This window comes from Variovorax sp. OV700, from assembly GCF_900099805.1.
Classification (GTDB): Bacteria; Pseudomonadota; Gammaproteobacteria; order Burkholderiales; family Burkholderiaceae_C; genus Variovorax.
On sequence record NZ_FNDR01000001.1, the window covers coordinates 581,739 to 594,475 of the forward strand.

Here is a 12,737-nt window from a genome sequence, read left to right on the forward strand (position 1 = left end):
CCGCTTGTGCAATGAGTGAATTCGTAGAGAGCCTGCACGAGATCTTCGAGCGCTTCGGCCGCATCGAGCCGCGTCGCATGTTCGGCGGCCACGGCATCTTTCACGAGGGTCGGATGATTGCGATCGTCCTCAAGGACACGCTCTACCTCAAGTCGGACGCCACAAGCGCCGAGCATTTCGACAAGCAGAACCTGCCGCCCTTCACCTACGAGCGAAACGGCAAGACGATGCCGATGTCGTACCGGCAAGCGCCCGCCGATCTTTTCGAGGACCGCGAAGAAGCCGCGCTCTGGGGCCGACGCGCCTACGAGGCGGCTTTGCGTTCGGGCCAGCCGCCAAAGAAAAAACCAGCAAAGAAAGCCTCAGTGAAGAAAAAGAAAGCAGCCTCCCCTTGAGCGACGACACACTCGCCTTGCCACCTCTTCCCGAGCGCGAGCAGATCGCGCTGCTCGAAGCCTTCGAGGGCCTGGGACTGAAAGACATCGTGGTCGTTTCCACGCTGGCCGAGGCCGAGCACGCCGCCGCGGCGCTGCTGGCTGCCGGCGTTGCCGGCTTCGACACCGAATCCAAGCCCACTTTCGCAAAGAACGAAGTGTCCAGCGGGCCGCACGTGGTGCAGTTTTCGACGCGCGAGACAGCGTGGCTGTTTCAGCTGCACCGCACCGAATGCAATCCGGTGGTGGCCGCGCTGATTGCTTCCACCGAACTCAGGAAGGTCGGCTTCGGCCTTTCGACCGACCTCACACTGATACGCAACCGGCTCAACATCGAGCCGAAGGCGGTGTTCGACATCGACAGCGAGTTCCGCCGACGCGGCTACCGCAAGTCGGTGGGCGTGAAGGCGGCCGTGGCGCTGGTGTTCAACCGGCGCTTCGTCAAGTCGCGCAAGGCCACCACGTCGAACTGGGCCAACAGGCAACTGACCGAAGCGCAGATCCGCTACGCGGCCAACGACGCTTATGCATCAATCCGCGTGTTCGATGCGCTGTTTGCCGGCTGAGCGACGCCTAATCCCGCCCCGCCTCCAGGATCGCCTGCGCCAGCCGCTTCGGGTTCGAGAAGAACATCTCGTGGCTGCCGGGGCACTCCACCAGCCTGAACAGGCCGAGCCGCTCCGACAGGCGCGGATGCCACGGCAGACTGTGCGGCATGGCCGTGTCCTGCTGACAGTTGACGTAGGACTTGCCGATCTGCAACGCCGCCAGCGGCTCGCGCAGTCGGATCTTGTCGGTGAAGGTGCGGTAGGGATGCGGGTTCAGCCGCTCGTAGCTGGCCTGCGCCAGCGGCAGGTCGGCATCGTTGATGAAAGCCTCGCGCCAGACTTCGAACGGCAGGCTCACCGCGTTGCCATTGGCTGCGGCCACGACGTCGAACATCGCGACGTAGTGCGGCGGCGCCATGTCGTTGAGCGATTCGCCATCGAGCGGCACGAAGGCGTTGACGTAGACCACGCGCTTGAGCCGCTGCGCAATGCGGCCCGCCACGCCCGAGATCACCATGCCGCCATAGCTGTGGCCCACCAGGCGAACCTCGAAGAGGTCTTGCTCTTCGATGAAGCAGACGGCCGAGTCGATCGCTTCATCCAGGCCGATGCGCGATCGGTCGTCGCCCGCGCGGTTGCCCACGAGCGTGGGGCAATGCACCAGGTGGCCGGCTTCGCGCAGGCTGGCGGCCACGGCCTCCATTTCGGCGCCGGTGTGCCAGGCGCCGTGGATCAGAACATAGGTATCGGACATGTGTGTCTCCTTCATCGTCGTTTGGATGACGACAACTTTAGGAAACACGGGCGGGCACGAATGGCCGCCGGCTGCCAGCGCGGTGGCCGATTTACGCCTGCCACTGCCTTGCTGTTTCTCAGCGCTGGCGCCGCAGGGCGCCCGGAGTCAGGCCGAGGGACCGGCGGCACTGCCGAACGAAATGCGATGCGTCGCTAAAGCCGACGCGAAAACCGATTTCCGCGATGCCTAGGCGATCAAAGCGCGCGTCGCCGAGCATGCGCCGCGCGACCTGCATGCGAAAGCCGGACAGAGCGGCCGCGAAGGTGGTCGCCCCTTCATTCAGGCTGCGGTGCAGGCTGCGCTCCGAGATGCCCAGTCCGCGCGCCACACTGGCAGCCGTCAGGCCGGGTTCGGCATGCCGTTCGCGCGTGGCGTCGAGCACGCGGCGGCGTTGCGCGGCACGGGCGCCTTCGCCGGGCGCGGCCGCCTCGCTCGTTTCGGCCGCAGTGCCGGCGGCCAGCGCGAGCAGCCCGCCGAGATGGTCGGTCAGCAATGCCGCAGGCAAGGGCGGCCTCAACACGCCCTGCGGCGAGAGCTGCTGGGCAAAGCCGCTCAGCACGCGCCCCCAGCCCGTTTGCCCATCGATGCGCCGCGCCACCTGGTCGCTGGCATCCGGAAGCCATGACTCGACCCATCCGGTGGGCAGTTCAAGCGACAGCGTATCGGCGGACTGGAGCAGGTGCAGTTCGTAGCAGCGCCGGGAGTCGACCAGCACCACGTCGCCCGGCAGCATGCGCGCCGAGCGGCCCTCCTGCACGGCGACCCAGGGCGAATCGGTCTTGCACAACAGGTAGTAATAGTTGCTGCGGCTGTGCGCAATGGCCCTGCGCGTGCGGTACACGTCCTGCGCGCTGCCGCGCACCCGGTTCACTCCGATGGCGCCGAGCGGCGCGGATTCGAGCGTGGCGCCGAAGCTGCCGGCACAGGAACTGGTCACGTCCATCTCGAGGAAGCCTTCGCACACCGCGCCGATCCAGTAGTCGAGCCGCTGGGGTAGCGGCACGGCCTCGGTGGACCAGGTGTGGATCGCGGGGGAGGCAATCGCGAGGGAGGCATTTCCGTTCATCGCGCCAACATACCCAAGCCGCGCGCACTTGCCAAGCGGGTATAGACGCTTCCCATGGCAACGCCTGGGCACCCCCGGCACAATGCCCGTCACCTCTACCGCAGACGAAAGAAGGGCCATGAGCAACAACAAAAGCGATTTCGGATTGATCGGCCTGGCCGTGATGGGCCAGAACCTGGTGCTGAACGTGGAAAGCCGCGGCTTCCAGGTCAGCGTGTACAACCGCACCGAAGCCACCACCGAAGCCTTCGTGGCAGAAAACCCCGGCAAGAAGCTGGTCGGCGCCAGAACGCTCGAAGAATTCGTGCAGAGCCTCGCCAAGCCCCGCAAGATCCAGATCATGGTGAAGGCCGGCGCACCGGTCGACCAGGTGATCGAGCAGCTGATTCCGCTGCTCGACAAAGACGACATCGTCATCGACGGCGGCAACAGCCTCTACACCGACACCGAACGCCGCGACGCCTACCTGTCGAGCAAGGGCCTGCGCTTCATCGGCGCGGGCGTGTCGGGCGGCGAAGAAGGCGCGCGCAAGGGTCCGTCGATCATGCCGGGCGGGCCGCTTTCCACCTGGGAAGTGATGAAGCCGATTTTCGAGAGCATCGCGGCCAAGGTGGACGGCGAGCCCTGCGTGATCCACATCGGCCCCGGCGGCGCGGGCCACTACGTGAAGATGGTGCACAACGGCATCGAGTACGGCGACATGCAGCTGATCTGCGAAGCCTACAGCCTGTTCAAGGCCGCAGGATTCACCACCGACGAGATGGCCGCCATCTTCAACGAATGGAACGAGGGCGAGCTGCAGAGCTACCTGATCCAGATCACCGCCAAGGCGCTGGAGCAGAAAGACCCGGAAACCGGCCAGCCGATCGTCGATCTCATCCTCGACAAGGCGGGCCAGAAGGGCACGGGCCAGTGGACGCTCCTCAACGCGGCCGAGAACGCGGTAGTCATCAGCACCATCAACGCCGCGGTCGAAGCGCGCGTGCTGTCGTCGCAGAAAAAAGCGCGCGTTGCGGCCAGCAAGGTGCTGCAGGGGCCGAAGATCGAGTTGTCGCTCGACAAGAAGGCGCTGGTGGCCAAGGTGCACGACGCGCTCTATGCGTCGAAGGTCATCAGCTACACACAGGGCTTCGACCTCGTCCAGACCATGGGCGAGAAGAAGGAGTGGAAGCTCGACCTCGGCCGCATCGCGGCCATCTGGCGCGGCGGCTGCATCATTCGCGCGCGCTTTTTGAACCGCATCACCGACGCCTACCGCACCGACCCCGCCCTCGGCAACCTCATGCTCGACCCCTTCTTCAAGGACCTGCTCAACCGCACGCAGCAGAACTGGCGCGAAGTGGTGGCGCTGGCGGTCAGCAACGGCATTCCGGTGCCGGCGTTCAGCGCCTCGCTCGCCTACTACGACAGCTACCGCACGGAGCGCCTGCCGGCCAACCTGCTGCAGGCGCAGCGCGACTTCTTCGGTGCCCACACGTACGAGCGCACCGACAAACCCGAAGGCCAGTTCTTCCACACCGACTGGCCGGAAGTCATCGGCTGACGCCAGGCCAGATCAGCCCGCCGGCAGCCAGGCCTTCACCTGCGCGACCAGTTGGCCCAATGGCGCGGTCGCATCGACCGCGAGCACGCCCGGCTCGCCGACCGGTGATTCGAGCGTCGCGAACTGGTTGGCCACCAGGCTCGCCGGAAACATGTGCTCGCCCGCGCCGGCCCGTGCGGCCACGCGGCGTTCGGCCTCGGCGCGCTCGATGTCCATGAACACGAATCGCAGCCCCGGCACGGCAGCGCGCAACTGGTCGCGGTAGCTGCGCTTGAGCGCCGAGCAGGTCAGCACCGCGCCGAGCGACGAGTCGGCCAGCGTGTGCCCCAGCGTCGCGAGCCAGCCGGCGCGGTCGGCATCGGTCAGCGCGATGCCCCGGCTCATCTTCTCGACGTTGGCCGGCGGGTGGTAGTCGTCGCCCTCGATCAGCGGCAGCCCGAACCCGATCGCCAGCGCAGAGCCGAGGCTCGACTTGCCGCAGCCCGAAACACCCATCACCACGAGCCATAGCCCATTCATAAGTACCCCTTTTGGTGCAACCACGGGGCAATCCCCGTGCATCAGCTGAACTTAAATCTACTTCCTTATGATGCAAAACCTTTTTCCGCCGGAAGCAGAGAGTCCCGCCCATGGTCCAGCTCGCATTGCGTCGCCCCTACACCTTCATCGTCATGGCGATGCTGATCGTACTGGCCACACCTTTCGTGCTGGCGCGGATGGCCACCGACATCTTCCCGGAAATCAACATCCCGGTGGTCAGCGTCATCTGGAACTACACCGGCCTGCCGGCGCAGGAGATGGGCCAGCGCATCTCCGGCCAGGTCGAGCGGGGCCTCACCACCACGGTCAGCGACATCGAGCATATCGAATCGCAGTCGCTCGCGGGCGTGTCGATCATCAAGGTGTTCTTCCAGCCCACGGCCAACATCGAGATGGCAATCTCGCAGGTGGTGGCCTCCATGCAGGCCCAGGTGCGGCAGCTACCGCCGGGCATCACACCGCCGCTGGTCATCAAGTATTCGGCCTCCAGCGTGCCGGTGGTCCAGCTCGCGCTGTCGAGCCCCACGCGCTCTGAAAATTCGCTGTTCGACGCCACGGTGAATCAGCTGCGGCCGCAGCTCATCACCGTGCCCGGCGCGGCCATTCCCTTTCCCTACGGCGGCAAGAACCGGCTGATCTCGGTCGACCTCGACACGCAGGCGCTGCAGGCGCGCGGCCTCACGCCGGCCGACGTGGTGAACGCGGTCAACACGCAGAACCTGATCCTGCCTTCGGGCACCGCCAAGTTCGGGGCCACCGAATACAGCGTGCGCATGAACGGTTCGCCCGATGCGGTGGCCGGCCTCAACGACCTGCCGGTGCGCACGGTGAACGGCGCCACCACCTACCTGCGCGACGTGGCCTACGTACGCGACGGTTTCTCGCCGCAGACCAACATCGTGCGGCAGGACGGCGTGCGCGGCGTGCTGCTGTCGGTGCTGAAGAACGGCGGCGCCTCCACGCTGGACATCGTGGCGAACATTCGCGCGATGCTGCCAGTCGCCGCGCAGACCATGCCGCAGGACATCAAGATCACCCCACTGTTCGACCAGTCGGTGTTCGTGAAGGCGGCTGTCAAGGGCGTGGTGTTCGAGGCCATCCTGGCCGCGGCGCTCACGGCGGCGATGGTGCTGCTGTTCCTCGGCAACTGGCGCAGCACGCTCATCATCGGCCTCACGATTCCGCTGTCGATCCTGGCCTCGATCCTGGTGCTGTATGCGCTTGGCGAAACGCTCAACCTCATGACGCTGGGCGGGCTCGCGCTCTCGGTCGGCATATTGGTGGACCAGGCCATCGTGACCATCGAGAACATCGAGCGCCACCTGCACATGGGCACGCCGTTGAAAGAAGCCATCGAGGTCGGCGCGGGCGAGATCGGCAACGCGGCCTTCGTCTCCACGCTGTGCATCTGCATCGTGTTCGTGCCGATGTTCTTTCTCTCGGGTGTGGCGCGCTTCCTGTTCGTGCCGCTGGCCGAGGCGGTGGTGTTCGCCATGCTGGCCTCCTACCTGCTTTCGCGCACGCTGGTGCCCACGCTCGTGATGCTGCTGATGGGCGGCTCGCATGCTGGACAACCGGCCGCCGAAGCCAGGCCCAGTGCACTGCAGCGTGTCTACCGCAGCTTCGACCGCCGCTTCGAGCGCGTGCGCCGGGCCTACACGCTGCTGCTGTCGGTGGTGCTGTCCAGGCGCGGCGGCTTCATCGGCTTGTTCCTCGGCTTCTGCCTGCTTTCATGCCTGCTGTATCCGGTGCTGGGCCGGGATTTCTTCCCCACGGTGGATGCGGGCCAGATCCGCCTGCATGTGCGCGCGCCCACCGGCACCCGCATTGAGGAGACGGCGCGCCTTACCGACCGGGTGGAAGCCGCCATTCGCGAACTGGTGCCGGCGGACCAGCTCGAGACCATCCTCGACAACCTGGGCATCCCCAACAGCGGCATCAACCTCTCGTACAGCAATGCCGGCACCATCGGCACCTTCGATGCGGAACTGCTGCTCTCGCTGAAAGACGGCCACCGGCCGACCGAGGAATTCGTGTCGCTGCTGCGGGCCGAACTGCCCAGGCGCTTTCCGGGCATCGAGTTCTTCTTCCAGCCCGCGGACATCGTCACGCAGATTCTCAATTTCGGCCTGCCCGCCGCCATTGACGTGCAGTTCAGTGGCGCCGACATGGCGGGCAACGCGGCCCGCGCGGCCGAACTCACCAAGGCCATCAAGCAGATTCCGGGTGCGGTCGATGCCCACGTGCACCAGCGGCTCGACGGCCCCAGCCTCAGCCTGCAGATGGACCGCTCGCGGCTGCAGCAATACGGCCTCACCGCCGCCAACGTGGGGCAGAACGTGCTCATCGCGCTCTCGGGCAGCTCGCAGACGGCGCCGGCCTTCTGGCTCAATCCGCAGAACGGCGTGGTCTACAGCATTGCAGTGCAAACGCCACAGTACAACGTCGACTCGCTCGACGCGCTGCTCAACATTCCGGTGGGCACCGGCGGCACGGCGGCCGCTGGCGGAGCCTCGCAGCAGTTGCTGGGCAACCTCGTCGACGCGCAGGCGGCTCGGCAGCCGGCCGTGATGTCGCGCTACAACATCGCGCCGGTGATCGACGTCTACGTGAGCGTGCAGGGCACCGACCTCGCGAGCGTGGCGTCGAAGGTGCAGGTGCTGGTCGACGAGATGCGGCCCAAGCTCTCGCGCGGCAGCCAGGTCACCATTCGCGGCCAGGTGCAGACGATGCAGTCGTCCTTCATCGGGCTCGGCGTGGGGCTGGCGATGGCCATCGTGCTGGTGTACCTGCTCATCGTGGTCACCTTCCAGTCGTGGCTCGACGCGGCCATCATCATCACCGCCCTGCCCGCGGCGCTCGCCGGCATCGCGTGGATGCTGTTCATTACCGGCACCACGCTGAGCGTGCCCGCGCTCACGGGCGCGATCATGACCATGGGCGTGGCCACGGCCAACTCGATTCTGCTGGTGTCGTTCGCGCGCGAGCGGCTGCAGGCCGGCATTCCGCCGCTCTCGGCCGCGCTCGAAGGCGGCGCCACCCGCATCCGGCCGGTGCTGATGACGGCGCTGGCGATGATCATCGGCATGATCCCGATGGCGCTCGGCCTCGGCGAAGGAGCCGAACAGAACGCGCCCCTCGGCCGTGCGGTGATCGGCGGTCTGCTTTTCGCCACGGTGTCGACATTGTTTTTCGTGCCCGCGGTGTTCGCGGGCGTGCACAGTCGGCTTGCGCACCGCAAGGCGACGCGTGCAGCAACAGCCGCGGAACCGCCAGCGGGCGCAGCCCCAGGAGAACTGATCCCATGACGGAGCAACGCCACTCGGCATTGGCCATCCACCCCATCGCCGCCGAAGAGGGCGAGGGCGAACTGCTGCGGCGCCGGCAGATCGTGAAGCGCACGCGCTGGCTCGTGGTCATCGTGCTTGTTTTGCTGGCGCTCGGCGCCGCGCGCACGGTGATCGTGCGCATGGCCAATGCACGCGCGCTCGAAGCGGGCACCGCCGAACGCGCCAAGCTGCATGTGCAGACGGCCATGCCCCGCACGCCCACCGCTGGCCAGACGCTGGCGCTGCCCGGCACGCTGCAGGGCTTCGTGCAATCGCCCATCTCGGCACGTGCGAGCGGCTACCTCAAGCGCTGGACCCGGGACATCGGCAGCCGCGTCGAAAAGGGCGAGTTGCTGGCCGAGATCGAAACACCCGAGATCGACCAGCAGCTGTCGCAGGCCATCGCGGCGCGCGCGCAGGCAGCATCGGGGCTGGAACTCGCAAAGAGCACGGCCGAGCGCTGGGAAAACCTGCGCAAGAAGGACGTGGTCTCGCAACAGGACCTGGACGAGCGCCGCAGCGCAGTGGCGCAGGCCACTTCGAACGTGGCGGCAGCCGATGCCAACGTGCAGCGGCTTCGGCAGACCGAGAGCTTCAAGCGCATCGTGGCGCCGTTTGCGGGCGTGATCACCCGTCGCAATGTCGACGTGGGCGACCTGATCGACGCGGGTGCGGGCGGCGGCGCTGGGCGCGCGCTCTTCATGCTGGCGCAGACCGATCCGCTGCGCGTGTACATCAACGTGCCGCAGGCCTATGCGCAGCTCGTCAAGGCCGGCCAGCCGGTGGTCGTGACGCAGGCCGAACTGCGCGGCCAGCGCTTCAAGGGCGAGGTAGCGCGCACCTCGGGCTCGATCGATGCGACCACGCGGATGATGCAGGTCGAGGTGTCGCTGCCCAACCGCGACGGCGCGCTGCTGCCGGGCGCCTATGTGCAGGTGTCGCTGCCGCTGGCCGCGGCCCAGACGCTCACCGTGCCGGCCAATGCGCTGCTGTTCCGCGCCGAAGGCACTCGCATCGCGGTGGTCGATGCGCAAGGCCGCATCGGCCTGCGCCCGGTCACGCTGGGCCGCAACTACGGTGAGAACGTCGAGGTGATCGACGGTATCGGCGGCAACGACCGCATGGTGCTCAACCCCTCCGATTCGCTGGCCGAGGGCGACGTGGTGACGGTCGCGCCCGAAGCACCGCCGGCGGACGCCAAGCCGCCCGTGCGAAAGGAACCGGCGTGAGGCTGCGCGGACTCGGTACCGCCCTGACCGCGGCGCTGCTCGCAGCGGGCTGTGCGGTCGGCCCCGACTACAAGGCGCCCGAGACGCCGCTGCCCGTGAGCTGGAAGCTCGAGGAGCCTTGGCGCCAGAGCACACCGAACGACAGTGCCGACAAGGGCCCATGGTGGAAGCGCTTCGGCGACGCGCAGCTGGATGCGCTGCAGGACCAAGCCCTGGGCGGCAGCCCGACGCTGGACATCGCCAACGCGCGGCTCGCCCAGGCACGCGCCACGCTCGCGGCCAACTCGGCCAGCCAGTTTCCGCAGCTTGGGCTCGGCACCCGCGCCTCGCGCCTCAAGATTTCCGCCAACCGGCCGCTCACCAACTATGCGACCGCCAATTCGTCGACGGTGCAGAACGACTTCATGCTGTCGCTGAATGCCAGCTACGAACTCGACCTTGCGGGCCGCGTGCAGCGCAGCGTCGAAGGCGCCACCGCCTCCGCCGAACAATCCGCCGCAGATCTGGAGAACATGCGGCTCGTGCTCACCGCCGACGTCGCTAACAACTATTTCAACTTGCGCTCGACCGATATCGAGCTCGACGTGCTCGCGCGCTCCATCGCGCTGCAACGGCGCGCGCTCGAGCTGGTCACGGCGCGCCACGACCTGGGCGCGGTGTCGGGCCTCGACGTGGCGCAGCAGCAGGCGCTGCTCGACACCACGCTGACGCAGGTCGACGTGCTGAAGAAGCAGCGCGCGCAATACGAGCATGCGCTCGCCACCCTCACCGGCACACCGGCGCCGAGCTTCGAGCTGCCGGCGGACCTGCGCGAGATCAGGCCGCCCGCGGTGCCGCTGGGCGTGCCGTCCGAAATGCTGCAGCGCCGGCCCGACGTGGCCTCGGCCGAACGCGCCATGGCCGCGGCCAACGCACAGATCGGCGTGGCCACGGCGGCCTTCTATCCGAGCTTCATCATCTCGCCGACGGTGGGCGTCGACAGCCGCATGATCGAGACGCTGTTCAACGGCCCGAGCCTCTTGTGGTCGGTGGGCGTGTCAGCCACGCAGGTGCTGTTCGACGGCGGCCGCGTGCGTGCGAATGTCGACTTTGCCAAAGCCGGCTACGACGCCACCGTGGGCAACTATCGCCGCACGGTGCTCACCGCCATGCAGGAAGTGGAAGACGGCATCACCGGCCTGTCCGCGCTCGACCGCGCGACCACTCAGGCGCAGGCCGCAGTCGCCGCTGCGCGCCGGGTGCTCGACATGGCCACCAGCCGCTACGAAGGCGGCGCCTCGACGTACCTGGACGTGATCACCGCGCAGCAGTCGCTGCTCACAGTGGAGCGCCAGGCCGCCCAGCTGCAGGGCCAGCGGCTGCTGACCTCGGTGTTTCTGGTGAAGGCGCTCGGCGGCGACTGGTGCAGGGCCGACACCGCTGACCCTAGAACAGGCTGCCCTGCCCCGCAGCGCCAGGCGGCCGGAATGCGCTGAGGTCGAGCGCAATGCGCTCGCGGTTGAAGCCGATGCGGTTCGCCGCCTTCTCGAAGCGTTGCCGGATCAGGTCGGCCCACAGGCCCGAGCCCTTCATGCGGGTGGCAAAGTCGGCGTCGTAGTCCTTGCCGCCACGCATCTCGTGGATGCGCGCCATGATGCGGTCCGCGCGCTGCGGGTAGTGCAGATGAAGCCATTCCTTGAAGAGCGGCGCCACCTCCCACGGCAGCCGGATGACCGTGTAGAAAGCACTGCGCGCACCGGCCTCCCATGCGGCTTCGAGCACCTGCTCCATGTCTTCGTTGACGAAGGGAATCTGCGGCGCCACGCTCACCCCCACCGGCACGCCGGCCTCGGCCAAGGTGCGGATGGTGCGCAGCCGCCGATGCGGCGCGGCGGCGCGCGGCTCCAGCTTGCGGGCCAGCTCGCCGTCGAGCGTGGTCACGGTGATGTACACGGCGGCCAGGTGCTCGGCGGCCATGGGCGCGATCAAGTCGAGGTCGCGCTCCACCGCGCTCGATTTGGTGACCAGCGCAAACGGATGCCGCGTTTCCTGCAGCAACTCGATCACCGAACGCGTGAGCCGCAGCTCGCGTTCGATGGGCTGGTAGCAGTCGGTGGCGGTGCCGATGGCGACGTGGCTCGGCTTGTAGCTCTTGCGGCCGAGTTCGGTGCGCAGCACTTCGACGATGTTGCGCTTGGCGATGAGCTTGGTCTCGAAGTCGAGGCCCGGCGAGAGATTGAGGTAGCTGTGCGTTGGCCGGGCAAAGCAGTAGATGCAGCCATGCTCGCAGCCGCGGTACGGGTTGAGCGAACGGTCGAAGGAAATGTCGGGCGAGTCGTTTTCATTGAGCACCGACTTCACGTCCTCGAAGCGCACTTCGGTGGCGAGCGGCGGCAGCTCTTCGGCTTCGGCCGCGCCTTCTTCCAGCGTGCCCCAGCCGTCGTCGAAGGCATTGCGCTCATCGCGCGAGAAACGGTGCGCCAGCCGCGTGGCGGCGCCGCGGCCCTTGATGGCGTGGATGGGGATGTGGGCAGTGGGCATGGCAGATCCTTTTTCGCTCGAATACTGATTATTCATACAGTACTCTCGAGCGACTCACCAAGCAAATCAAATTTCCATTTCTCTCTTGACAGAAATTTCTAAAATCCTAGACTTCGAGGCATGGAACTCACCGACATCCAACGCAAGTTCGTTCTTCACTGGGGTGAAATGGGCTCGATGTGGGGCGTCAACCGCACGGTCTCGCAAATCCATGCGCTGCTGTTCGCTCGCGGCAAGCCCATGCACGCGGAAGAGCTCTCCGAGACGCTCGGCGTGGCCCGTTCCAACGTGAGCAACAGCCTGAAGGAACTGCAGGCGTGGAACCTGGTGCGCGTCACTCACATCCTGGGCGACCGGCGCGACTATTTCGAGACCAGTGTCGACGTGTGGGAACTGTTCCGCACCGTGGTGCGGGAGCGCAAGGAGCGCGAGTTCGACCCCACCATCCGCGTGCTGCGCGAAATCGTCTCCAGCCCTGATTTCCTGAAGGAGCCCGCCGATGCGCAAGACCGCATCCGCTCCACCATGGACCTGATGAGCAAGCTTGCCACCTGGGCCGACGAGATGCTGCGGCTCTCGCCCGGCACGCTCGACAAGGTACTGACGCTCGGCGCCAGCGTGCAGAAGTTCGTTCGCGGGGATGCCCCGACGCCGACGACTCCGGCCTCGAAGAAGGACGACGACGACCCCGACGCTCATCACGCCAGCCTGCCCATGATCTAATTTTTCCTT

The 12,737-nt window shown here is 66.7% G+C and carries 11 protein-coding genes; 7 read left to right on the plus strand and 4 right to left on the minus strand.

Features of this window, described 5'->3' with window-relative positions:
- Positions 1 to 11: 11 nt before the first annotated feature.
- Positions 12 to 395: a TfoX/Sxy family protein gene (locus BLR24_RS02680; RefSeq protein ID WP_093012160.1), complete on the plus strand. Its 384-nt coding sequence runs from the start codon at positions 12 to 14 to the stop codon at positions 393 to 395.
- Positions 392 to 1,000: a 3'-5' exonuclease gene (locus BLR24_RS02685; RefSeq protein ID WP_093012163.1), complete on the plus strand. Its 609-nt coding sequence runs from the start codon at positions 392 to 394 to the stop codon at positions 998 to 1,000. The genes BLR24_RS02680 and BLR24_RS02685 overlap by 4 nt, the downstream gene beginning before the upstream one ends.
- 7 nt (positions 1,001 to 1,007) lie before the next feature.
- Here the strand turns inward: BLR24_RS02685 and BLR24_RS02690 are convergent, their stop codons facing one another.
- Both BLR24_RS02690 and BLR24_RS02695 read right to left on the minus strand, forming a co-directional pair.
- A complete protein-coding gene (locus BLR24_RS02690; RefSeq protein ID WP_093012799.1) occupies positions 1,008 to 1,736 on the minus strand; it encodes an alpha/beta fold hydrolase in 729 nt (242 codons plus the stop codon).
- A gap of 118 nt (positions 1,737 to 1,854) precedes the next feature.
- A complete protein-coding gene (locus BLR24_RS02695; RefSeq protein ID WP_093012166.1) occupies positions 1,855 to 2,844 on the minus strand; it encodes an AraC-like ligand-binding domain-containing protein in 990 nt (329 codons plus the stop codon).
- Between the two features lie 118 nt (positions 2,845 to 2,962).
- On the opposite strand from BLR24_RS02695, the gene gnd reads away from it, so the two are divergent.
- Entirely contained in the window at positions 2,963 to 4,387 is a 1,425-nt protein-coding gene (gene gnd, locus BLR24_RS02700; RefSeq protein WP_093012169.1) for a decarboxylating NADP(+)-dependent phosphogluconate dehydrogenase, read from the plus strand.
- 12 nt (positions 4,388 to 4,399) lie between these two features.
- Here the strand turns inward: gnd and BLR24_RS02705 are convergent, their stop codons facing one another.
- Positions 4,400 to 4,906, minus strand: coding sequence for a gluconokinase (locus BLR24_RS02705; protein ID WP_254787137.1), 507 nt, complete (start codon positions 4,904 to 4,906; stop codon positions 4,400 to 4,402).
- A gap of 110 nt (positions 4,907 to 5,016) precedes the next feature.
- Between BLR24_RS02705 and BLR24_RS02710 the strand changes: the two genes are divergently transcribed.
- Genes BLR24_RS02710 through BLR24_RS02720 form a run of 3 tightly spaced genes read left to right on the plus strand, consistent with a single transcriptional unit; the run spans position 5,017 to position 10,960 of the window.
- Positions 5,017 to 8,235 (plus strand): efflux RND transporter permease subunit, encoded by a 3,219-nt coding sequence (locus BLR24_RS02710; RefSeq protein ID WP_093012172.1) that lies wholly within the window; start codon positions 5,017 to 5,019, stop codon positions 8,233 to 8,235.
- Positions 8,232 to 9,485: an efflux RND transporter periplasmic adaptor subunit gene (locus BLR24_RS02715; protein WP_093012175.1), complete on the plus strand. Its 1,254-nt coding sequence runs from the start codon at positions 8,232 to 8,234 to the stop codon at positions 9,483 to 9,485. Before BLR24_RS02710 ends, BLR24_RS02715 begins: the two co-directional genes overlap by 4 nt.
- Entirely contained in the window at positions 9,482 to 10,960 is a 1,479-nt protein-coding gene (locus tag BLR24_RS02720) for an efflux transporter outer membrane subunit (protein WP_093012178.1), read from the plus strand. The genes BLR24_RS02715 and BLR24_RS02720 overlap by 4 nt, the downstream gene beginning before the upstream one ends.
- On the opposite strand, the gene BLR24_RS02725 is transcribed toward BLR24_RS02720, so the two are convergent.
- Complete coding sequence (locus tag BLR24_RS02725) at positions 10,911 to 12,005, minus strand: PA0069 family radical SAM protein (RefSeq protein WP_093012181.1); 1,095 nt, start codon at positions 12,003 to 12,005, stop codon at positions 10,911 to 10,913. The genes BLR24_RS02720 and BLR24_RS02725 overlap by 50 nt on opposite strands.
- A 120-nt stretch (positions 12,006 to 12,125) precedes the next feature.
- On the opposite strand from BLR24_RS02725, the gene BLR24_RS02730 reads away from it, so the two are divergent.
- Entirely contained in the window at positions 12,126 to 12,728 is a 603-nt protein-coding gene (locus BLR24_RS02730; protein WP_093012184.1) for a GbsR/MarR family transcriptional regulator, read from the plus strand.
- Positions 12,729 to 12,737: the final 9 nt, after the last annotated feature.

Excerpts from the sequence above, each read along its gene's own strand:
- BLR24_RS02680 (WP_093012160.1), top strand. The coding sequence starts at position 12 with ATGAGTGAATTCGTAGAGAGCCTGCACGAGATCTTCGAGCGCTTCGGC.
- BLR24_RS02690 (WP_093012799.1), bottom strand. The coding sequence starts at position 1,736 with ATGTCCGATACCTATGTTCTGATCCACGGCGCCTGGCACACCGGCGCC.
- BLR24_RS02695 (WP_093012166.1), bottom strand. The coding sequence starts at position 2,844 with ATGAACGGAAATGCCTCCCTCGCGATTGCCTCCCCCGCGATCCACACC.
- gnd (WP_093012169.1), top strand. The coding sequence starts at position 2,963 with ATGAGCAACAACAAAAGCGATTTCGGATTGATCGGCCTGGCCGTGATG.
- BLR24_RS02705 (WP_254787137.1), bottom strand. The coding sequence starts at position 4,906 with ATGAATGGGCTATGGCTCGTGGTGATGGGTGTTTCGGGCTGCGGCAAG.
- BLR24_RS02710 (WP_093012172.1), top strand. The coding sequence starts at position 5,017 with ATGGTCCAGCTCGCATTGCGTCGCCCCTACACCTTCATCGTCATGGCG.
- BLR24_RS02715 (WP_093012175.1), top strand. The coding sequence starts at position 8,232 with ATGACGGAGCAACGCCACTCGGCATTGGCCATCCACCCCATCGCCGCC.
- BLR24_RS02725 (WP_093012181.1), bottom strand. The coding sequence starts at position 12,005 with ATGCCCACTGCCCACATCCCCATCCACGCCATCAAGGGCCGCGGCGCC.
- BLR24_RS02730 (WP_093012184.1), top strand. The coding sequence starts at position 12,126 with ATGGAACTCACCGACATCCAACGCAAGTTCGTTCTTCACTGGGGTGAA.